Source organism: Streptomyces colonosanans (assembly GCF_001866645.1).
Classification (GTDB): domain Bacteria; phylum Actinomycetota; class Actinomycetes; order Streptomycetales; family Streptomycetaceae; genus Streptomyces; species Streptomyces colonosanans.
Map to the genome: position 1 here is coordinate 13442 of NZ_MLYP01000042.1, position 20500 is coordinate 33941.

The 20500-nt window shown below is 66.8% G+C and carries 20 protein-coding genes; 7 read left to right on the forward strand and 13 right to left on the reverse strand.

The features are described from left to right. Positions 1-64 precede the first annotated feature (64 nt). Positions 65-484 (forward strand): hypothetical protein, encoded by a 420-nt coding sequence (locus BIV24_RS33340; protein WP_107459507.1) that lies wholly within the window; start codon positions 65-67, stop codon positions 482-484. A 95-nt stretch (positions 485-579) separates the two neighbouring features. Beyond that, positions 580-3780, forward strand: coding sequence for a tetratricopeptide repeat protein (locus BIV24_RS16180; protein ID WP_071367015.1), 3201 nt, complete (start codon positions 580-582; stop codon positions 3778-3780). Between the two features lie 144 nt (positions 3781-3924). Here the strand turns inward: BIV24_RS16180 and BIV24_RS16185 are convergent, their stop codons facing one another. Beyond that, positions 3925-4173, reverse strand: a complete 249-nt coding sequence (locus tag BIV24_RS16185; protein WP_079168299.1) for a hypothetical protein — start codon at positions 4171-4173, stop codon at positions 3925-3927. Positions 4174-4179: 6 nt separating this feature from the next. Continuing rightward, positions 4180-5058, reverse strand: a complete 879-nt coding sequence (gene mca / locus BIV24_RS16190; protein ID WP_071367016.1) for a mycothiol conjugate amidase Mca — start codon at positions 5056-5058, stop codon at positions 4180-4182. A 156-nt stretch (positions 5059-5214) separates the two neighbouring features. Between mca and BIV24_RS16195 the strand changes: the two genes are divergently transcribed. Together BIV24_RS16195 and greA are read left to right on the forward strand one after the other, a co-directional pair. After that, entirely contained in the window at positions 5215-5613 is a 399-nt protein-coding gene (locus BIV24_RS16195) for a DUF4307 domain-containing protein (protein WP_071367017.1), read from the forward strand. A gap of 167 nt (positions 5614-5780) precedes the next feature. Beyond that, positions 5781-6278 (forward strand): transcription elongation factor GreA, encoded by a 498-nt coding sequence (greA, locus tag BIV24_RS16200; RefSeq protein WP_071367018.1) that lies wholly within the window; start codon positions 5781-5783, stop codon positions 6276-6278. 189 nt (positions 6279-6467) lie between these two features. Here greA and BIV24_RS16205 read toward each other — a convergent pair whose 3' ends face one another. The 6 genes from BIV24_RS16205 to BIV24_RS16230 all read right to left on the reverse strand — a co-directional run bounded on the left by BIV24_RS16205 (position 6468) and on the right by BIV24_RS16230 (position 12980). After that, on the reverse strand, positions 6468-7205 hold the full coding sequence (locus tag BIV24_RS16205; RefSeq protein ID WP_079168300.1) for an ABC transporter permease: 738 nt from the start codon (positions 7203-7205) through the stop codon (positions 6468-6470). Then, positions 7199-9202 carry a recombinase family protein gene (locus BIV24_RS16210; RefSeq protein WP_071367019.1) on the reverse strand — a complete coding sequence of 668 codons (2004 nt, stop codon included), beginning with the start codon at positions 9200-9202 and terminating at the stop codon, positions 7199-7201. Before BIV24_RS16210 ends, BIV24_RS16205 begins: the two co-directional genes overlap by 7 nt. A gap of 273 nt (positions 9203-9475) precedes the next feature. Beyond that, positions 9476-10840, reverse strand: a complete 1365-nt coding sequence (locus BIV24_RS16215; RefSeq protein ID WP_079168321.1) for a replication initiator — start codon at positions 10838-10840, stop codon at positions 9476-9478. Between the two features lie 297 nt (positions 10841-11137). Next, positions 11138-11335, reverse strand: a complete 198-nt coding sequence (locus BIV24_RS16220; RefSeq protein ID WP_071367020.1) for a hypothetical protein — start codon at positions 11333-11335, stop codon at positions 11138-11140. Further along, positions 11332-12633 (reverse strand): FtsK/SpoIIIE domain-containing protein, encoded by a 1302-nt coding sequence (locus BIV24_RS16225; protein WP_071367021.1) that lies wholly within the window; start codon positions 12631-12633, stop codon positions 11332-11334. Before BIV24_RS16225 ends, BIV24_RS16220 begins: the two co-directional genes overlap by 4 nt. Further along, the gene (locus BIV24_RS16230) at positions 12633-12980 is read right to left on the reverse strand and encodes an SCO3933 family regulatory protein (RefSeq protein WP_071367022.1); all 348 of its coding nucleotides are present in this window, start codon (positions 12978-12980) and stop codon (positions 12633-12635) included. The genes BIV24_RS16225 and BIV24_RS16230 overlap by 1 nt, the downstream gene beginning before the upstream one ends. Before the next feature lie 165 nt (positions 12981-13145). Here BIV24_RS16230 and BIV24_RS16235 point away from each other — a divergent pair, with 165 nt between their 5' ends. Continuing rightward, a complete protein-coding gene (locus BIV24_RS16235; RefSeq protein ID WP_071367023.1) occupies positions 13146-13925 on the forward strand; it encodes a GntR family transcriptional regulator in 780 nt (259 codons plus the stop codon). Positions 13926-14335: 410 nt separating this feature from the next. Here BIV24_RS16235 and BIV24_RS16240 read toward each other — a convergent pair whose 3' ends face one another. Beyond that, positions 14336-14635 (reverse strand): hypothetical protein, encoded by a 300-nt coding sequence (locus BIV24_RS16240; protein WP_071367136.1) that lies wholly within the window; start codon positions 14633-14635, stop codon positions 14336-14338. 348 nt (positions 14636-14983) lie between these two features. Continuing rightward, positions 14984-15553: an ATP-binding protein gene (locus BIV24_RS16245; protein ID WP_071367024.1), complete on the reverse strand. Its 570-nt coding sequence runs from the start codon at positions 15551-15553 to the stop codon at positions 14984-14986. A gap of 208 nt (positions 15554-15761) precedes the next feature. Here BIV24_RS16245 and BIV24_RS16250 point away from each other — a divergent pair, with 208 nt between their 5' ends. Beyond that, a complete protein-coding gene (locus BIV24_RS16250; protein WP_071367025.1) occupies positions 15762-17138 on the forward strand; it encodes an NsdA family TPR-like regulatory protein in 1377 nt (458 codons plus the stop codon). Positions 17139-17141: 3 nt separating this feature from the next. Here BIV24_RS16250 and BIV24_RS16255 read toward each other — a convergent pair whose 3' ends face one another. Together BIV24_RS16255 and BIV24_RS35430 are read right to left on the reverse strand one after the other, a co-directional pair. Further along, positions 17142-18056 carry an aminoglycoside phosphotransferase family protein gene (locus tag BIV24_RS16255; RefSeq protein ID WP_071367026.1) on the reverse strand — a complete coding sequence of 305 codons (915 nt, stop codon included), beginning with the start codon at positions 18054-18056 and terminating at the stop codon, positions 17142-17144. Between the two features lie 883 nt (positions 18057-18939). Beyond that, positions 18940-19086 (reverse strand): hypothetical protein, encoded by a 147-nt coding sequence (locus BIV24_RS35430; protein WP_245766835.1) that lies wholly within the window; start codon positions 19084-19086, stop codon positions 18940-18942. Here BIV24_RS35430 and BIV24_RS36465 point away from each other — a divergent pair. Beyond that, entirely contained in the window at positions 19069-19272 is a 204-nt protein-coding gene (locus BIV24_RS36465) for an HNH endonuclease (RefSeq protein WP_425442570.1), read from the forward strand. The two genes, BIV24_RS35430 and BIV24_RS36465, sit on opposite strands and share 18 nt — an antisense overlap. Before the next feature lie 55 nt (positions 19273-19327). Here BIV24_RS36465 and BIV24_RS33345 read toward each other — a convergent pair whose 3' ends face one another. Continuing rightward, entirely contained in the window at positions 19328-20470 is a 1143-nt protein-coding gene (locus tag BIV24_RS33345) for an AlbA family DNA-binding domain-containing protein (RefSeq protein ID WP_107459509.1), read from the reverse strand. Positions 20471-20500: the final 30 nt, after the last annotated feature.

A 20500-nucleotide genomic window follows, 5' to 3' on the forward strand; every position in this document is an offset into this window, starting at 1 on the left:
AATCGCAGAGATATTTCTGCAGAATTTACTTTGCAGAAATTCCTCTGCAGTCTAGGGTGGGGTCATGCGAACGATCGAGACTCATGAACGGTCGGGCGCCGCCGCCGCGCGACGCTGGACCCTGGTGATGCTGGGCACGGCGGCCCTGGGCCTCGTGCCCTGGATGGTCCTGCTGGCCCGCACGCTCCCGGCCAGCCCGGAGGTGCGGAACTGGCAGGTGGCGTGGGTGGGCGTGGACATCCTGCTGGCGGCGGGCTGCGCGGCCACCGCCGTACTGGGATCACGCGGCCACGGGTACGCGCGACTGACGGCCTCGGCGACGGCCGCGGTCGCAGTCCTGGACGCCTGGTTCGACATAACCACCTCCCTGCCGGGGGCGGACCTTCTCCAGGCCTACGTCTGCGCGGCAGCGGAAGCGGCAGTGGCAGGGGCCTGCGTCTTCCTGGCGGTGTCGAAAAGGGCGGGGAGCATGCGGCCCGGGTGACATCGGCAGCTGCGTGATCGGCGGCCCCCTCGCGCTCACGCAGCCCTCGAAGGACACTGAAAGGCAACGAAGTTGACGCCGGAGGGGGACGCGACATGCGCGACGGCCATCGGGTGGAGGCCGAGCAGCTGCTGGCACGGGCCGTGGAGGAGGAGGTGCGCCGCTCGGGCGGCCGCACCGACGGGACCGCGCTCCTTTCGCGGGCACGCGGAGCGCTCGACGCCATGGCGCAGACAGCCGCGGAGGAGTACGAGGCATACACCCGCGCCCTCGACGAGACGGAGGCCGGCCGGCTGACCTTCGGGCAGCGGTATGCGCGGGAGGGGGCCGGAACTCCCTTGTTGGTGGCGGTCGTTGCCGCCGCCACCACCTGCGTGGCGGACCTCGCGCTGGGCACGGGCACGGGGACGGCACTCGGCGCGGGCGCCACAGTCGGGGTCGTGGGCGCCGCGGCCACGGTGGCGAAGGTGACCGCCTCCCATCTGCCGGCGGCCAGCCGGCGGGCCGGCGCCCTCGGCCAGCCCGGCGGCCCCGAGCAACTGCGCCTGCAGTGGCTGACCGCCCTGGAAGTACGCGGCATCCGGCCCTTCCTCGACCAGCAGCGAGTGATCGTCTCCTCCACGGCTCAGAAGAGGACTCCGCCCCGGCTGCGCCGCACCGACAAGAGCGCGGCGGCCCGCAGGCGCACCGTGCTCGAGCAGTCGTTCGATCAACTTCCCGATCCCGCCGGCCCGTTCGCGGGAAGGCGGCAGGAGCTGGGGCGGATCCGGCAGTGGGTCCAGGCGGCCCGCGCGAGCACGGAGACCGAACCGACCGTGGTCGTCCTCCACGGCGCACCGGGCTCGGGGCGCACGGCACTCGCAATCCGGGCCGCACACGAACTCAAGGACCAGTTCCGCGGGGCGTGCGTCGTGGACCTGCGCGGCAGCAGCGCCGGAGAGCCTCCGCTGTCCACGCGTGACGCCCTGCTCCATCTACTCAACCGGCTCGGCGCGCCCCGCGAGCAGCTCCTGTTCCGCGAGCGCTCGGCACCGGACCAGCAGGTCAAGCGGCTGAGCGAGCTGTACCACCAGCATCTGACGGGCCTGCCCGTCACGATCGTGCTCGATGACGCCTCGGACCCCGAGCAGGTCCGCAGCCTTGTGCCCGAGCGCTCCGAGAGCCTCGTCCTCGTGACCACCCGGGAGCCCCTCGACCTGCCCCAGGGCCTGCCGGCGCGGGTGCACCAGCTTCCGGTCGACGCACTGGACGCGGCGGGCGCGGAGGACGTACTCAGGGCGGCGGCCCAGGACGACTCCGGACCGTACGACGGGGATTCCGCCGACCGCACCCGCCAGTTGTGCGGCGGCCTGCCGCTGGCCCTGCGCGTGGCCGGCTCGTCCCTCGGTCCGCGCACCCCGCTCCAACTGGCCACGGACCTCGGTGCGTACGGCCCGGTGGAGCCGGTGGAGCGCGCCCTGTGGCTGCGCTACACGGACATGCCCGAAGCAGCCCGGCGCCTGCTGCGCCGGCTCGCGCTGGCTGGGCGGGCGTCACTGGGCGCGGCCGCGGCGGCAGCCCTGCTGGCCACCGGCGAACAGGAAGCGACCCAGCATCTGCAGACGCTGGCCCGCGCGGGCCTGATCGACCATGTGCGCGGCAGCCGCTACCGTCTGCACGATCTCGTCCGTGCCTTCGCCCAGGCCCGGCTGGCGGACGAGGAGGACCCGGCCGCACGTACGGCAGCGCAGGAACGCCTGATCGTGAACTACGCGGAACTGGCGGACTCGGTACTGCGCCTGGTGGACGGCAACGTGTCGACGCGCTCGGACCGCTTCGGCTCGCACGGCTTCACCTCGCTGGATGCGGCGCTGCGCTGGCTGGACGACGAGTCCAGTTTCATCACCGCCGCGCTGCGGCACACGGAGGGCGTCGACCAGTCCGCGGTGCTGAACCTCCTGGGCGCCCTGTGCGACTACTGCCTCCTGCGCGGCGACCTCTACCGCCTGGGCGAGATCAGCGAGCTGACTCAGGCCGTCGACCAGGGCCTGCTGATGCGGTCGGTGCAGTGGCGCACGGGCATCGCGGCCCGCCAGCTGGGCGAGCTGGACAAGGCGCGGACGACCCTGGCCTCGGTGGTGGACCTCTACCTCGAGGCGCACCAGGACGCGGGCGCGGCCAGAGCGCTGTGTTCCCTCGGCATCACCCTGCACCACCAGGGCAACCTCACCGAGGCGGCGGCCAGGCTCCAGGAGGCGATGGACCTCCAGGCCTCCCCCGAACTAGCGGCGGACCGCGCCTGGACGATGCACGCACTGGCGGCGGTGGAACGCGACCGTGCACGGCTGACCCAGGCGCTGGACCTGCTCACCCGCGCCCTGGCCGTGCACCGGGAGAACGAGTCGGTGCACGGCGAGGCCTGGGCACATTTCCAGCTGGGCCAGCTGGCCCTGCGCATGGGCGACGTACCCCGGGCGGAGACCGATCTGCGTACGGCACTGGACCTGTACACCCGCACTCGCGACGCCCGTGGCGAAGCCTGGGCGCTGACCCAGCTTGCGCGCACCCGCCTGGTCGCCGGTGACGCGCCCGCGGCGGTCGACGCCCTGCGCCAGGCGGCCGGGCGCCACCGCGACAACGAGGACGCACGGGGCGAGGGCTGGACGGTCTACTACCTGGGCCAGGCTCTGGAGGACACCGGCGACCTGGATCAGGCGGTACGCGAACTGGAACGCTCACGCACGATGTTCTCCCGGATGCGGGACGTCTACGGCCTGGCCTGCGCCCGCCATCACGCGGGGCGTGTGACCCGGGACCAACGAGCCGCCCGTACGGGCTCGTTACGCAACTCCGGTTTCGCCCGCCAGCTCCTGGCGGACGCGAAGACGGACTTCCAGCGGATCGGCGTGGCACACGGCGAGGCGTGGACGTGCCTGGAGCTGGCGGTGGTGGACGCGGGAAACGCCCGCACCCAGCAGGCGCTGGCCCTGTGCGACGAGGCGGTGGGCCTGTTCACGTCCTACGGCGACCGCAGGGGCGAGGAGTGGGCCCGCTTCCTGCGCTGCACCCTCCTCCCCTACGCCTCCCCGGGCGGCACGGAGGTGGGCATGGCGGTGGCCCAGGAGGAACTGGCCCAGCTGTCCCGCACGAGCCATCCGGTGAGGGACGAGAAGCTGGACGACTACGTGCGGGCGTACCGGCTACTGCTGGAGCGGGGCGTGAGCCTGGAAGGCGGCTGGCAGGCCTGGCAGCTGGGGATGGTGCCGGGACGGCACGCCCGGGAGGTGATGGGGGTGACGGTGGCAGCCGCGAGCTGACGGTCGCCACCGCCCAGGGCGCCCGGCGTGCCCGCACACCCGGGCCGCGACCCATCACGGGTCGGCGTCGCTCCATGCGCCGCGGGGGCGGTACGCCACAGTGGGACTGCACCCGTCATGGGTCGCAGCCCCGCGGGGCGGCCCTCAGCCGCGCTGGGGCCTGGGCGCGCCCGACCCCTTCTTGCCGGCCTCCTCGTCGGAGCCGGCGTCCTCCTGGAAGTCGACCTTCCGCATGTGCTTGCTCATGGACTTCATCAGGCCCCACACCGCCAGGGCCATCACCGCGAAGATGATGAAGCCGAGGACACCGGGGGTGACCTTGTCCTGGTCCACCTCGGCGAGGGGGACCAGATGCGTCACTGCCAGGCTCATGCTTGCGCTCATGTCAGGCATTGTCCCTCAGGAGTGGTGGATGCCTGCAAACAGGTCGTCCTCCGGCAGCGAGGTGGCCACGAGCGACTTCGCCAGCTCGTACTCCTCGGTCGGCCAGACCTCCTTCTGCAGCTCCATCGGGACGCGGAACCAGCCGCCGTCGGGGTCGATCTGCGTGGCATGCGCGATCAGCGCCTTGTCACGGATCTCGAAGAAGTCAGCGCACGGGACGTGGGTGGTCAGCGTGCGCTCGACACGCTCGAACTCGTCCCACCGCTTCAGCCAGTCCCCGTACGGCGACTCCAGACCGCGCTCGAGCATCGCGTTGTGCAGCGCCTCGGTGCGCGGCCGGTTGAAGCCCTGGTTGTAGTAGAGCTTCATCGGCTGCCACGCCGGGCCGAACTCCGCCTCCGGGTACTTCTCCGTGTCCGCCGCACCCTCGAACGCCACCATCGAGATCTTGTGGGTCATGATGTGGTCGGGGTGCGGATAGCCGCCGTTCTCGTCGTAGGTGGTGATCGCCTGGGGGCGGAACGCGCGGATCTTGCGGACCAGCTCGCCGGCCGCCTTGTCGACGTCCTCCAGCGCGAAGCAGCCCTCAGGGAGCGGGGGCAGCGGATCGCCCTCCGGCAGACCCGAGTCGACGAAGCCCAGCCACTCCTGCTTGACGCCCAGGATCTCCCGGGCCTCGTCCATCTCCTTCTTGCGCACCTCGTGGATGTGTTCCTCGACGTACTTGTCGCCCTGAAGCTTGGGATTGAGGATGGAGCCGCGTTCTCCGCCCGTGCAGGTCACCACCAGCACGTCCACCCCCTCGGAAACGTACTTCGCCATGGTGGCCGCGCCCTTGCTCGACTCATCGTCGGGGTGAGCGTGCACGGCCATCAGTCGCAGTTGGTCAGTCAAGACTCGATCCTCAGTAAGTCGGCAAGTCGGCGCCCGGTGTGATTCGGCACGATGGGCGGCTTCTATAGTGACCGAATCGGGGGGCGAAAAATTCCGGGTCCGGCCCGTGGACGCCCCTTTCGGGACATCCGCCCCGCCCCTGCCGAGAGGACGATCATGACGACGGCGAGCACGCAGCTGCCCGAGGGTCGCTACGGGCGCTCCGCGGACGCGCGCGCCGACCGCAAGCTCAAGATCGTCGGCGGTGTGCTGGGGGCGGCCCTGATCGCCCTCGTCGGCTGGTTCGCATACCACTATGTCGGGCAGAGCAAGATCAGCGCCGAGGTCATCGCCTTCGAGACCTCGCCCACCGCGGTCAAGGCCCATCTGGAGGTACGCAAGGACGCGGACACCTCCGGCTACTGCACCCTGCGCTCCCAGGCGGCGGACGGCGCCGAGGTGGGCCGCGCGGACTTCCGGTTCGGCGGGAACACCACGCGCATCGACAAGGTCGTCACACTGCGCACGACGGCCCCGGGCACGACGGCAGAGCTGCTCGGCTGCCACGCGGACTGACGTCGCTCTTGTCACACAGTCAGTGACCTGCGTTGACGTAATTCTCGTGGCTTATGTCCTCCCCCTTCTGCGTCTGAATTGTTAGGCTCGTGGTTTCGCCCACCCATGAAGGAACATTCTTCTGGGTAGGGCGATGCTTTGTATCCAAGTACCGACGAGGAGCACCTGTGACCCAGACCAGCGAGAACGTCACCTGGCTGACCCAGGAGGCGTACAACCAGCTCAAGGCCGAGCTGGAGTACCTTTCTGGTCCTGCGCGCACGGAGATCGCCGCCAAGATCGCGGCTGCGCGCGAGGAGGGCGACCTGCGTGAGAACGGCGGGTACCACGCGGCCAAGGAGGAGCAGGGCAAGCAGGAGCTCCGTGTGCGCCAGCTGACCCAGCTCTTGGAGAACGCCAAGGTGGGCGAAGCTCCGGCGGCCGACGGCGCGGTGGCGCCCGGCATGATCGTCACCATCGCCTTCGACGGTGACGAGGACGACACCCTGTCCTTCCTGCTCGCGTCCCGCGAGTACGCGAGCTCGGACATCGAGACCTACTCGCCGCAGTCCCCCCTGGGCACGGGCGTGAACGGCAAGAAGGTCGGCGAGGACGCCGAGTACGAGCTGCCGAACGGCAAGACGGCCATGGTGAGGGTCCTGAAGGCCGAGCCCTACCAGGGCTGAGCCGCCACAACGCCTTCGACGAGCCCTCGGCGCCCTCACCACGCCGAGGGTTTCGTCATGCCCGGGCCGGCATCGCTACTACAGGCCGACGGATGACCCGGGCGACCGGCTCGATCGACGGCTCGACGGGCGGCGGCCCGGAAGGCCGCCGCCCGTCGGAGCGTCACACCGACACATCACACCGACGCGTCACGCAGTCGCCGAGCGGTACTTGCGCACCGCCAGCGTCCGGAATACCGCGATGACCAGGATCGAGTAGAGCAGCGAGGCCCAGACCGGGTGGGCCATCGGCCAGGCGTCCGACCGCGACACCCCGGGATTGCCGAACAGAGTGCGGCAGGCCTGCACGGTGGCGCTGAACGGGTTCCACTCGGCGATATGTCGCAGCCAGGGCGTCATCTTGCTGGAGTCGACGAACGCGTTCGATACGAACGTGACCGGGAACAGCCAGATCAGCCCGCCGGAGGTGGCCGCCTCCGGTGTACGCACCGAGAGGCCGATCAGCGCGCCGATCCAGGTGAACGCGTACCCGCACAGCAGGAGCAGACCGAAGGCGGCGAGCACCTTGCCGACGTTGGTGTCCGCGTTCGAGCCCACGCGCCAGCCGACCAGCAGGGCCACGATCGCGAGGACCAGCACGGTCAGCGCAGTCTGCACGAGGTCCGCGAGCGTACGCCCGGTGAGCACCGCGCCCCGGGCCATGGGCAGGGAGCGAAAGCGGTCGATAAGACCTTTGTGCATGTCGTCGGCGATGCCCGCGCCGGCGCCCGCCGTGGCGAACGTGACGGTCTGGGCGAAGATGCCGGCCATCAGGAAGTTGCGGTAGTCGGCCGGGCTGGTGCTGCCGCCGATCTTCATGGAGCCGCCGAAGACATAGCTGAACAGCACGACGAACATGATCGGCTGGATCAGCCCGAAGATCACCATCTCCGGGAAGCCTGTGCGTGGGTGTGATTCTGATTGCAGCACTCCCCACCTCCCTCGCAGATCTCCAGGGTCTCCAGCTTCAGCGCCGCGAACTTCGGATCGATACTGCCCGTGACCTCCATGGGTGGCAGGACCATGAGCGGGGGAACAGGTACCCCGCCAGCGCCCTTCAGAGCCTCCATTGCGGCCTCCCAAGCGCCCGAGGTGCGCCAGGCATCCGCACGCCGCCTCACGGCGCCCCAGGAGTTCCCGGAGACCGTCACGTCAGTCCACCGGGCAGCGGTACGTAGCTTCCACGTGATCGCGTCGAACATCTCGCGCTTCGGCGTCCTTTTCTGGCGAGAAGCGGGAAGGAGGACATCAACCGTCTCCCACCCCTCATCGCTGATCTTCAGCGGCACCAGCGTGCCCGTCACCCTGTGCCACTCTGCAAGGGGATCGGCAATCCCCTTCCTGTGCGGCTGCCCCTTGCCGACCACCTGTACGCGGATGTCCAACAGCTCAAGCAGGTCCCGACGCTGCACGAGGGTGAAAGAGTCCATCTCGGTCGCCTGCTCTTCCACCAGGGCGATGATCTCGTCCGCCCGTTGCTGCTGGTCTTCAGCTTCTCGGAGCCAGCGAGCCACACGGTCACGCTCGGCGGTCAGCTCGTCTTCCTTCGCCTGGAGGGCTTGTTTCACCTCCCGGATCGTGTCCTCGTCTATCCCGTCTCCAGAACCCTCACCCAACTCATCCTCAAAGAGTTGAGTGAGCTTCTGGAGGAGCTGCCCCTTGCGGCTGGCCTTCTTCTTCTCGATCTGCACGTCCAGCTCAGCGAGACGCACCCGATACGTCTCGGCACGTGCCGGGATCGCCCCCAGCCACTTGGCGGCGAGCTCCCTGAATTTGTCCGCATCCGAGAGGAGGGTCCGAATCTCAGCCCAGATGGCCCTTTCAACGTCGGGTGCGGGAAGATCCGCGCACTCGCAATTCAGTCCCAGCCGCTTGCCCATACAGCGGTAGTAGCCGATGGGAGATTGAGCCGCCTTTCCGCCCGTGTAGTAGCCGCCACACAGCGCGTGAAGTCGACCCGTGAAAAGGTAGTGGTTGAGGTTCTTCTTCTTGAACGACCGCCGGTTGAGAGCCTTCCGGAGAGCCTCCACGCGCTTCGGATCACTGATCGGCCGGGGAACCTCGATCCGGAAGACCTCAAAGGTCTCCTCTTCGTCGTCATCAGTGGTGCGCTCGATGCGGAACTCTACGTATCCGTCAAGGGCTGTGGAGTTGACCCGCCCAGCCAGGTTCGCACCGGTCCACAGCAAGCCCTTACGGGTGCGGATACCGAGGTCGTTCAGGTGCTCGGCAGCCTCATCCCGCGAGTAACCGAGATCCACGATCAGATTCGCGGCGAGGTCGATCACCCGTACCTCGTCCTCACAGAGGACCGGAACCGCCTTGCCACCCTTGCCACTGAGGGTCACACCGTACGGGGGCTGTCCAAGAGGCCAACCGCCAGCAGCCAACTTCTGATCCCGACCGCCCGTAGTTCGCTCGAGGATCAAGGTATGTTCCAGCTCCGCCATGTACGACAGCAGGCTGAGCATGATGCCGAACAGTTCGTCGTCACTGTCCAGTCGGCCATCCGCCGTAGCGACCCTGATCTTGTGGTGCTTGGTAGCGTTGAACACCCAGAGGTGGATGTCCTCCATGGTCCGTCCGATGCGGTCCAACTTGCCGAAGACAACGAGGTCGATGAGACCTCTTTCAATTGCTTCGGTCATCTCGTCGAGGCCAGGCCGTGAGTCCTTCTTTCCGGACTCTCCACCGTCGACGTAAACCTTGTGAATCTCGTACTTGCCGGGGCCGAGCTTGTAGTTCAGCCATGCCTTGCACTGCTTCTCCTGAGTGTCGAGGCCGTACCCCTCGACCTGCTTCGCGGTTGATACGCGAAGGTAGATGGCTACCCGAATCACGCCCCGAGCAGTCCGGCGCCCGCGCATGACGGTACCCTTCCCCATGTCAGTCCCTCCGTGACTGGCAGGCCGGTCCTTGACTGGCCTGGTCCCAGGGGGCGGCAACCCCCTGGGACCTCCATGTGATGTCCCATCAGGGTAGCGGCCCAACTTGCTACTAGGCAGGCGTTCTCCGGTAAGTTCCGGGCCGCTTAGTCCTGTTGGAGAGGCTTCCGAACAAAAGAGCAGCCAAACGCCGCTCTTCACTCTCCCCCCACTCAACAGCGCGCCAGCGAGAAACAACTTCGCCAGGCTGCGGCTGCTTCCTCTTCGGACAGCTCATTCGCCCCACCACTGTTCGTGCTTTGCTTCGCGAGCGAACTCACGGTTTTGGGCGAGGTCTTCCGCAATTCCGGCAGCGAGTTGGGCGGCACCAGGGGTGTAGCCCGAGCCGATATAGCGCCAAGTGGCTTCTGTGACTGTTCCTTCTCCCAACTGCTCACCGTTCGCTCGGTGTGCAGCGCGGTCGGCACGCAAGGCCGCATAGGTGGTGGAGTAGGCACGGGATTTGGTGAGGATGTGGCCGCGATAGCCGAGTGTGTGAGTCCATGTGCGTAGGTGCAGTGGCTCGTACTCGGGGAGTTTGCCAAGGCGCCAGCAGGTACGCATGAGGGTGCGAACGTGCGCATTGACGGGTACGGACTCGATGTCGTCCCGGGTGGTGAGTGGGTGGTCGGTGCCGGCGCCGGTCTCGCTCGCTCCCTTGGTGACGTACTTGGCGACGTACGCGGCGACCGCGTCATCGTCGGGTCCGTCACCGTTGGCGTGCAGGGGCCGGGCGTCGACCTGGGCGCCCCAGCGCAAGGCCAGCTCACCCACGGCCAAGCTGTAGGGCGTGTGAACCAGGACCCGCCGGGCGGAGGCGCGCACGGCGTCGATGAGTAGGTCTGGAGTGCCCCAGGCGGGGGGTTCGTCGTCGGGTCCAGTCGGGCCGTCGAGGCGTACGACGGCGTGGACGTGGACTGCGGCGCGTTTCTGGTATTCGGCGACGCGGGCGAAGGACAGCCGGGCGTGCAGTGCGAAGCGGGACTGTACGAGGCCGACTGAGGAGGCGAGGCGCCGCCGGACGTCGATGACGAAGCGGTCCCACAGTTTGGAGGCGTGTGCGTGCCAGAGCACGTGGCTCGTGTAGTCGTAGCAGTCGGGGCAGAGCGGTTGGCCGACAACCGGCGCATCCGACGCGTGGATGGCGCCGCAGCCAAGGGGCCGTCCGTGTTCGCAGGTTCCGCCGTCGCGGCGGGGGCGGCATCGGTCTCCCGCGCGGTGCACGGGTCCGAAGGAGGGCGCGGTGAGGGTAATGAAGAGCCGGGGCCGGTTGCGAATGGTGCCGGGGACGTTCTTGCCGCCGAGGAGGCCCGCGCGGACGAGGTGGTAGGTGTCCCCGGCGTGTAGGCGAGAGCAGGCGGGGCAGACGGTTACGCGGCGGTTGCGGCAGCGGACGAGGAGGCGTTCGCCGGGTTCGTCGCGGGTGTCGTAGTGACGGATGATCTCGCCGGTCGACGCGTCCAGGGTGGTGGTCGAGCCGGAGAGGTGGATGGGGTGGGAGCAGCCACCGGTTGCGGTGATCTGCTCCAGCCAGCGGGGAAACTTGGGGTCTTGGGCGAGGCGGATGGCGTCGCGGTCTGCTTCGGTGAGCTGACGCAGGCGCGCCGCACGGTCTAGGGCGGCGCGCCGGTCAGCCGGGGTGTACTCCGGGGTGATGGTGGTGCCCTTTCGGGGTGGGCCGCCGGAGCGGCACGGATGAGGGTGGGTGGCGCGGTGTCGTCCATGGGTGGTACTCCTTGCGTGTGTGGCCGGGCGGTGCGGGTTCAGTGGATGGTTCCGGTGCCGCGGCAGATGCGGCAGCGGTGCAGGCGTCCGGTCCAGGTCTTGCGGGCCCCGTCGCCTTTGCAGTGGGGGCACCTCACGCGGCGCATGGTCATGGCCGTGCGTCCTTTCTGTTCAGGTGTGGGAGAAGCCGTTGATGAGCCAGGTGAGGAGTTCGTGGACGGTGAGGAACACGGGGGTCTGGCCGAGGTAGATGCCGAAGAGGCCGACGCAGACCGCTTCCCAGGCGCGCACGTCGCGGGAGCGGACGAGGAGGACGGTGATGATCCCGAAGATCACCGAGAACGTGAACGCCGTACCTTCGCTGATCACTTGTCGTCTCCTTCCAGTGCCGCGAGTGCGCGGTCTATGGCGGGCAGTTGGGGGGTCATGCCGGAGTGCTTCAGCGCCGTCGACACGGCCTCTTCCGTGGGGGTGAGGTGTGAGCGGGCGCGGCTCCAGCCGCCATCCGGGCTGGTGCAGACCGCGACGCCCTGTTCCTCGGCTGTGATCGACTGAGCGACGGTCACGGCGTCCTTGTTGAGGTCTCCGAGAGTCATCTCTGCCGTGCCGGGGTCGTTGACCCGGTGGCAGATCCGGCCGCCCAGTTGGGCACGTAAGGCGGTGACGCCGGGGCCGAGATCGGAGCCGACGCGCTGACCGGCGACCACCAGATGGATGCCGAGCGCCGCACCGAGCTGGGCCAGGCGCAGCAGCAGCGTGGAGCACTGCTCTGCCTCCGCCTTGCTCTCCCGCGTGCCGTCGGACAGGTACAGTTCCGCGATCTCGTCGACGATCACGACTACCGGCACTGGCCGCAACTTCTCGGGCAGCTCCCAGATCGAGCGAACCCCGGCCGACCGGCACGCACTCATCCGGTCCTGCATGTCGACCACGAGGGCGGAGAGCACGGCCACCGCTTCTCTGCGGCAGGTGGCCAGCGCGCTCAACCGCCCGGCGAACAGGCCAAGTTCCATACCGCCCTTGCAGTCGATACCGACCAGGGCAACCGGCTGAGTCGCCAACTGCGTGATCAGCCGGGCCAGCAGAGTGGACTTGCCCGACCGTGTTGCCCCCACGATGAGCCAGTGCGGAACGAGCCGCAGGTTCATCACCCAGGCGCCGCCGGTCTCCAAGGCACCGATGAGAGCGGAGAGCAATGCGGCGGGGGCTGTCGCGAAACCAGGACGCTCCAGCGGGTCCGTGGCCGTCGCCGACAGGAGCACGAGCCCGCGTTCTGGCGAGGTGACCCGCACTGCGTGGACCTTCCACGCATGCACCAGCGCATCCGCCGCCTTCATGTACGTCGCGGGGGTCTGGCCCGCGTGCAGCCGCACGATCACGGTCAGCCCCAGACGCGTGGCGCGCGGGAACGAGACCCGGGGAGCCACCGGGCGCAGCGGATCGCCTTTCACGACCAGGTCGCCGAGCAGGCCGCGCGGGGGCCGGCGGGAGACGGCGAGGTCGTTGAGCATGGCGACCTTGCGCCAGGTGAACACCACCCGGCACGCGGTGACCGGGTAGCCGACGAGGTACCAGTGCCAGGCCGGACGGTGCCGACGCACCAGGTCCCCGACGACCAGCACCCAGGCCAGCGCCGCCAGGGCGAAGGCTAGGAGGATCGGGCTCATCAGGCGTCACCGCCCTTGGTGTTCGCCGGACCGGCGTGCACGGGCGTGATCGCGTCGGCGCGGAAGCTGACGCCGTGCCGGTCACCCATCGACCACATGAACGCCGTCAGCCCGGTGACCTTGACGACCTGCCCTTCCTCGATGCCTTTCGGCTGACCACTGACGGCGATCTCGATGACGGAGATACGTCGCCGGTCCTGCCGCACGGTAACGGCCACGGTCCAGACCGGGTTGCCGTCCCGGTCCCTCTTCACCTCCTGCGTCTCGGGGTTGCTGAACTTCGCTTCAGGCGCGATGGCGCACCGCAGTACGCCCAGTCGCGTCGTGTCCACAGGAATGGACTGCATCTTGTTTGGCCTCCCTGGCCAGTCGAGACGCCAGTGATGTACTGACGTCACTTGTCCTTACGAGTGATGACTATGAGGCTCTGTACGGCGAGAGTGCAAGTACTTATGCTGACGAGTGATGTCGCGCGTGCGACGTGACTACGACACGAACCCGGAGATACCGAGATGTCGGAGATCCAGCGCCCCGGAGCCCTCTACCAGCAAGTGGCCGCAGCGATCCGAGAAGCGATCCTGTCCGGCGAGTTCGCACCCGACTCCCTGCTTCCGTCCGAAGCACAGCTCATGGCCCGCTACGGCGTCTCGCGGCCGACCGTCCGCAACGCGATCGCGGCTCTGCGCGCGGAAGGCCTGATCGACGTCCGCCACGGCAAGGGCAGCTTCGTGCGCTCCAGCGGACAGCCCGTCCTCACCATCGAGCGCCGCATCAGCCGCACCACCGACGGCGCGTTCGTCATGCCGGGTGGCGACATCTGGCAGGAATCCGAGGAGCCGAGCGCCTACCGCACTCGCACCACGAAGATCACCGGCCGGCTGCTCGGACTCGGCGAGGAAGAGGCCCTGTTCGGGTGTGACCGCTTGCTCGTGGACCCCGGAACCGGCACGCGTGCGATGCACCGAACCTTGATCCCCTTCGAGGTGGCCGAAGCCGTACCGCTGCTCGCCGAGGAGCCGTGCTCGCACCCGGCCGAGATCTACCGGCTGCTCACCCAGGACGGCCACAAGCTGACCTGGACCGAGACGGTACGCGCGCACATGCCGCTGCCCGACGAGCGGACCACGCTCCAGCTCCCGGACGCCACCCCGATCCTGCACATTGCCCGCGTCGCGCACGGCACCGACGACCGCCCACTGTTCCTCGAAGAACTGCGCTTTGGCGCGGACCGTGCCGAACTCGCCTACCGGATCACCGCCGACAAGCAGCCCGCACGACGCACCCGCACCTGACCTGCAAAGAGCATCGGTCGAAACAGCCCTTACTTCCTCAAGGGCGCGCCTGCGGCGCGCCGGGGCGCCCGGCCGCCCCGGCCGGGCGTGCGGCGTGGCCGCCGGTCCCGTCCGGGCGCCGAGCGCCCCAGACCGCAGCACGCCCAAGGAGTCGAGGCGTCGACCAGCCGTCGCAGGCCGGGGCAACCGGGGCTGGGGGTCGACGGCCTCCGAGACTTTAGGCAGCCACCATGGGGCGAGCCTCGAAGAACAGGGGGCCCATCGGGCACAAACGCGGGCAGGACCAGTGCCTGCCCGATTCGCCGGGCCAGCGTAAGGCCCCCTGTTCACTCGCCCCATGGCAGCTCCAGCCCAAAGTCTCTCCGGCCGGCGACGTGCCCACCCGCACCGCTCACCAGCGAAAAGACCCCTCACGCTGCACCACCATGGCCGTCCGCGCACACCTCCAGGAGCTGAGCAAGCCGGTCCACGGCACCCGGCCACCCCGCCAGGCGCACGACCCCACTCCCGTCCCCGTTCGTCGAGGCGACGGCCCGCACGGCGGACAACTCGAAGCCCACACTCAAGAGCGCGCGGTTCAGTCGGTCCGCAACCTCCCGCGCTTCCCTCCAGCCCGCCATGTAGTCGACGCCAGGCACCCACAGGCCAGAATCCGCGCCCGCGATGTCGTCCAGGCCCTCGCTGAGCCAGTTCTCACCCTCGCCAGTCACCTTGTCCACCTCAGCCCTGCTCCAGATATCGGACCATCAACTTCCTTGGATCCAGAGCCAGATGCGACGCAGCGCAACGACCCCGGTACCATCAGGCACCGGGGACCGCTGCGTCCCCTGCCGGGCCACCCTTCGCTTTCCAGGGCTGATGGGGTGGCCCGGTCTCGGTATTCGGTTGTGGAGCGCGGCTCCCCTTACGGGCGGGGAGCCCCGGGTGCGAGCAGAGAGCCCCTGCCGGTCACAGAGGAGCCGCGCCCCGTTGGCCAGAGAGGTCAGACTCCGGCCCAGGCCCGGCCCATCGCCCTCTCCCGATCGCGAGGGAGCAGCACAGGGGCGACGGCCCGGAGATCAGGAGAGCAGTTCGCCCTCGCTTCCGCCGTCGAAGTCGAAGCGGCACCACACCGTTTTTCCGCCCTTGTCTTCCGGGGTCCACCAGACCGAAGTGGCGAGCCGCTGAACGATCAGCAGTCCGCGACCACTGTCGGGCAACACTGCCTCCGACAGCTCTCCCACTAGCTGCGGGGCGAAGGGCTCGCCGACCGGGAGCATGGGAGGCGTCGAGTCCTCATCAGCAACGCCGATGAACAGCCACTTCGGCCACAGCTTGAACGTCACATCGATGCGCCGACCGCCACCAGGAAGCGCCAAGCAGCGGTCCGGCACAACGTGATTCACCACGTTGCCGACAAGCTCCGACACTACGAGCCGGGCGTCATCGACGATCTGGTCAGCACCTGCGCTCCGCAGGAAGGCGGCCGTCATGTCTCGTGCCGTACGCACGGTGTCGGAGAACTCGGCGAAGAGGGTGAGCGCCAGGAAGCACCCGCCCGAGGACGGGTCCGGCGCGGTGAACCAGTGCGCGTACGCATCCAGTTCGCTCGCCAAGTACTTGCGCTGCTCGACATTCCTCGCACCCATCACGTCCCCTTTCGAACCTCAGATGGCCTCTGCACACGGCTTGCCGTGGCCAAGCCAGTACACGGCGCGGGGCGCGTCGCCGGGAGCGTTCACCGGAGGGTTCACGTGAACACTGGCAAACGCGAGGGGGGTTCACGAATGAACCCCCAAGCCGGTATCCCTGTGACAGGATGGATACTCGCCGTAATTCTCGGGTTGGCAGGGGAGCATGAGCCGAGAGCCAAATGTGCAGCTGATCGCTGTCATGGACGAAGCGACGGTCTCGAACAAGGGCCTTGCGAAACGCATGACGGACGAGGCCGCCCGGCGTGGCATGGACCTGGGTACAACGCACATCGCGGTGAAGCGGTGGCGAGACGGCGCGGGCATCAGGCCACAGACAGCGGCGATCATGGCAGACGTGCTCTCGGCCAAGCTCGGGCGCCGCATCACGCCGGGTGATCTCGGCTTCTTCGACCACACCAAGGCGACGGCTCCTGAGCCCATCGGCTACCCGAGCACTGTCCCCGAGGTCCTGTCCATGCTTGACGGGCTCGCCCAGGAGCGCGCCGGCACCCCCGCTTCGGATCAACTGATCATCGCCGAGGGCGATCTCAGCGCCGCCGTCCTGTCATGGATGATCGCGCGCCCCGACGGCATCCAAGCCGACAAACCCGCTCACCAACGAGTCGGCATGCGCGACGTCCGCGCGATCAGGGATGCCGCCGGGACATTCATGGCGCTCGACTTCAAGTACGGCGGAGGTCACGGCCACAAGGCTCTACGCCACTACTTCCGGCACGAGGTGCTACCCCTGCTGGACGCGAGCTACAGCGAGAAGGTGGGGACCGCCTTATTCGGCGCCGCCGCTGAGGTCTCCCAGTTACTCGCGTGGACCGCGTACGACGCCGGAAATCACCGCCTGGCCCACCGCTACCTCACATCCACGCTGCGCCTGTCCCAGGTCATCGACGACCGCATGTTCGGCGCCCGCATCCTCGGCAACCTCAGCCACCAGGCCAACTACCTCGGCAACCACGCCCAGGCCATCCAGCTAGCCCGCGCCGCCGTCGAAGGCGCCAAGGGACAAGCCACACCGCGCGCTATGGCGAACTACGCGGCGATGGAGGCCCGCGCCTTGTCCAACGCAGGCGACGGCATCGCGGCGAGCCGAGCCATGATGGAGGCGGAACACCACTTCCAGCGTGCCGATACCGCCGAAGACCCGGCGTGGCTGAGCTACTTCGACGAAGCGGAACTCATGGGCGAACTCTGCCACTGCTTCCGCGACCTCAAGATGCGCCGCGAAGCCGTCGAACAGGCCCAACGCGCCGTGGACAGCACCGACCTGAAGTACGCCCGCACCCTCGGCTTCTGCCGCATGGTGCTCGCCCAGAGCCAGCTACTGAACGGCGAACTGGAAGCCGCCGTCACCGCTGCAAGCCTCGCAGTCGACGGCGGCGACTCCCTCCAGTCCACCCGCTTCCAGCGCTACGTAACCGACTTCCAGAGCGAAGTCAGCGTGCACGCGACGAACCCCACCGTGGCCGCCTTCAACGAGAAGGTGCACGACGCGCTAGCCCGCCTGGACGAGGACGACGAGTAGCAGCTACCAGGGCCGCCAGTCCCGAGGCGCATCGTCATCGCGCAGGCCAGCGATGCGCCGGCGGTACTCAGCCGCGGTTTCCTCGTCTTCCTGCACGTTCTGCATGAGCCACGTCGTCATGCCGAACTCTTGGATACCGCGCAGTGTCTCGTACCCGTGCCAGTCGTACAGATCGCGCCCGTACGCGGCCACGAAGTCGGCATACTGCTCGTCGGTCTGCCACCCAAGGCTGTGGTGCTCGACCGATGTAACCATGAGATCCCACTCAGGGTGGTCGTAGCAGAAGCACTCGAAGTCGATCAGGACCACGCGCCCCTGATCGTCCACCATGAGGTTCTGCACGTGGGCATCCCCATGTACCGGCCCCTTCGGCGACTCGAACCTCAAGTCGGCGTACTTGTCTTGCAGTTCACGCCAGCGCTTTTGCAAGAAGACCTTGTCGTCGTCCGGGATCACCGCACGGTCGAGCCGTAGCTGTTGCTTGCCGAAGGGCTCGAACGACGGCAGCACAAGATTGTCCGGCACGGTCAGCGAGTGCAGGTCCCGCAGAACCCCACCCAGCTCCCCATACGTCGCCTTACGGCCGCCCTCGACGATCAGATGCCAGAAGGTCACCGGGTGGTCATCGATCAAGAACGGCTGCTCCATGTCCTCAACGATCCGAGCCGCCGGGAACCCTTCCTCCGCCAGCCACCGCGATACGGCCACTTCGGTGCGGGCTTTGGATAGCCACTCTTCCCCCCGAGCCACGCGCACGATCACTGGCACGGATGCCAGCCGAAACAACGCGTTTTCCCCGAGACGGATCAACTCCGCGCCTCTGCCGTCGAGCCCTGCAGCCCGGCACGCGGCGGCCATCACCCGCGCAGCCCCCGCCGACGTGAACCCTTCTTGCGTTCGAGCAGCGTCAACCGCCATGCCCGCACCAGCTCCCCTAATCGCGCGCGATCAACCAGCGCACGCCTACGGGTGACCAACCCGACGTGCGCCGGACTCGACGTCGACGGTACCGAGGTCTCTCGCGGAGGCGCGAGACCACCCCGACAGCCAACCCAATAGCAGCATCTCCATCCAGCACCCAATTGCCGTTGCTCCACAGTAATATTGACGAATGATCAAGGTGGGAGATGAGTTCGGCTTCTGGGCAGTCCAGGCACACAGCGGGGGAGCTCGCTACCGAGTGCAGTGCCGGTGCGGAACCGAGCGCGAGGTATACGCCTCTTCACTACTCCACGGAAAGACAATCTCCTGCGGATGCATGCGCAGAATGCACAGAACGAAGGTCGGCGACAAAGTAGGGGAATGGGAGATTGTCTCTTATGAAGGTCCTCCCAGCCGTCGAGCAGTGGCCAAGTGTTCCTGTGGCAGCATCAAAGAGATAGACGTCTACTCGGCCGGTCGCTCTAGTAGCTCCTGTGGCCACGACCGACGCAAGACTGCCACACCGGAAGCTGGTACTAAGCGGTGTACCGTCTGCGGCGAGGTGAAATCTTTAGACGATTTCCACAAGGACAGCGGATCATCGGACGGTCGGCGTCCCCGTTGCAAGCCGTGTGTGAAGGAATACGACGACACTCGCCGGGATGAGCGGAATCGGCGCGGGCGCGAGGCGTATCTGAAGAATCCATCGGCAAAGATCGAAAAGACGAGAGCATACCACCTTACCCACCCTGATTGGAGCAGCCAAAAGGCCCGCGAGAGTCATCTGAGACATGCCGAGGAAAGAGCACAAAGGCATCGCGAGCGAGGCAAGGACCCAGCAGTGCGTGAATCTCGGCGCGCGGCTGGCAGACGGGCCGAGTCACGCCGTCGCGCTATCAAACGGCTCGCCGAGGCTGAGCACATAACGCAAGATCAGCTTCAGAATCTCGTGGACCAGTTCGGCGGCGCCTGCTGGATTTGTGGTCACCTGTTTGACGAAGAGACAGTCGTGCTTCAGATCGATCACTACAAGCCTTTGTCCAAGGGTGGGGCACACACTCTGGCCAACCTTCGTCCCGCGTGCGCCGACTGCAATCTCCGCAAAAGCGGAAGATGGCCGTTTACCGCCCAAATGAGGGTCGAGGTCGCCGAGGCTGTACGACAGATGAGGCGGCTAGTTAAGGGCAACCCTGGAGGAGAAATGAAGGAGTGAGTGTTCTGCCAGGGTTCCATCACCGGAGCACCGGAGCAGTAATTAGATGACGCCCTCACGATCCCTTAGCATTATCGCCGTTGTCGACATTCCCCCGCCGCAAGAGAGCTCTTCCTGCGGCCAGCGTGGCATGGATCGCAGGTGCCGTGATAGGGATCGAACTCTCGCCGCGCCGTCGGATAATGCTAATGAAAGCCCCCTCGACTGATCCTTCAACTATGGCCCCATGCACCAAGAATGGCTTCAATTCTTCTGGCTGCGGAGGTACATGGATGAGAACGAGCATGCCACCGTCGATCTCAACTGATTCAATATCTAGGTAATCAGGCGGCGGGTAGAGGTGATGCTCGACGGCATACTGATATGCACGGAGAACTCCCTTATCCAAGGGCACAGGACAAATGCCTCTGATCTCCTCTCCGCCCGGCACTTTTTTGCCCCTCATGCCAACGACTACGATTCCGCCATGTTCCGCGTTCGCGAAACGAGCAACAGCCTGGGCAAGCGAGATCTTCCCCGATGCGGATTTAAGATTATAGTGATCCGACTTGACATCCAACCACGGACCCTCAGGCTGTCCAATCAGGACGCTTGCGTTTCCCGCACGCAGCAAATTGAGGGTCGTTTCACGAGTCAGAGTGGCACCTTGAAGCGCAGCAAGAAGAGCAATAGCGCCCTCTCCGATGCCGTAGATCTCCTTGAGCGTCTTCCCGCGAGTCGGTGGACGGAGATTGATCTTGATCAGGAATGGGGATGCCGGGTAGTCATGACTGCGCTCCCAACCCAAAAATTCCGTCTTGGCACGCTTCAGGTAAGGCCCTAATGCACGAATATAAGCGTCCACAACTTCAGGCTCTTCGTCCTCATCAAGGTACTCCATGGACCAGAATTCTAACTCTAGGATGAGATCGTCTTGTCTGAGACTGAAGCGGATGCCTCCGGGAGGGGCTTCGTCGTCGAAATACTCGTCATTAATATTCGTTACTGCAAGATCCATACTCCCTTCAGCATCTTCACCCCACATATATTTCCTGTATGACCGCAGGGCAGCTTTAAGGTCTACAGCTTTGACGTGGACTAGGTCTCTCTCATGCCCGATGAAGCCATCCACCGTTTCCATGATCGGCCAGTCGCGAACTGTTGTAGCCAGGAATTCGCCTTGAGGTCGAAAGACTACTGTCTTCTTCTTAGTCGACATGCGTACCTCGTGGATTATCGACGTGCAATG

Coding starts and splice junctions, on each gene's coding strand:
- BIV24_RS33345 (WP_107459509.1), bottom strand. CDS start 20,470: ATGTCGACTAAGAAGAAGACAGTAGTCTTTCGACCTCAAGGCGAATTC.
- BIV24_RS16210 (WP_071367019.1), bottom strand. CDS start 9,202: ATGGGGAAGGGTACCGTCATGCGCGGGCGCCGGACTGCTCGGGGCGTG.
- BIV24_RS16230 (WP_071367022.1), bottom strand. CDS start 12,980: ATGCAGTCCATTCCTGTGGACACGACGCGACTGGGCGTACTGCGGTGC.
- BIV24_RS16205 (WP_079168300.1), bottom strand. CDS start 7,205: ATGGTGATCTTCGGGCTGATCCAGCCGATCATGTTCGTCGTGCTGTTC.
- BIV24_RS16235 (WP_071367023.1), top strand. CDS start 13,146: ATGTCGGAGATCCAGCGCCCCGGAGCCCTCTACCAGCAAGTGGCCGCA.
- BIV24_RS16245 (WP_071367024.1), bottom strand. CDS start 15,553: ATGGGTGCGAGGAATGTCGAGCAGCGCAAGTACTTGGCGAGCGAACTG.
- BIV24_RS33340 (WP_107459507.1), top strand. CDS start 65: ATGCGAACGATCGAGACTCATGAACGGTCGGGCGCCGCCGCCGCGCGA.
- BIV24_RS16180 (WP_071367015.1), top strand. CDS start 580: ATGCGCGACGGCCATCGGGTGGAGGCCGAGCAGCTGCTGGCACGGGCC.
- BIV24_RS16250 (WP_071367025.1), top strand. CDS start 15,762: ATGAGCCGAGAGCCAAATGTGCAGCTGATCGCTGTCATGGACGAAGCG.
- BIV24_RS16225 (WP_071367021.1), bottom strand. CDS start 12,633: ATGAGCCCGATCCTCCTAGCCTTCGCCCTGGCGGCGCTGGCCTGGGTG.
- BIV24_RS16185 (WP_079168299.1), bottom strand. CDS start 4,173: ATGCCTGACATGAGCGCAAGCATGAGCCTGGCAGTGACGCATCTGGTC.
- BIV24_RS16195 (WP_071367017.1), top strand. CDS start 5,215: ATGACGACGGCGAGCACGCAGCTGCCCGAGGGTCGCTACGGGCGCTCC.
- BIV24_RS16255 (WP_071367026.1), bottom strand. CDS start 18,056: ATGGCGGTTGACGCTGCTCGAACGCAAGAAGGGTTCACGTCGGCGGGG.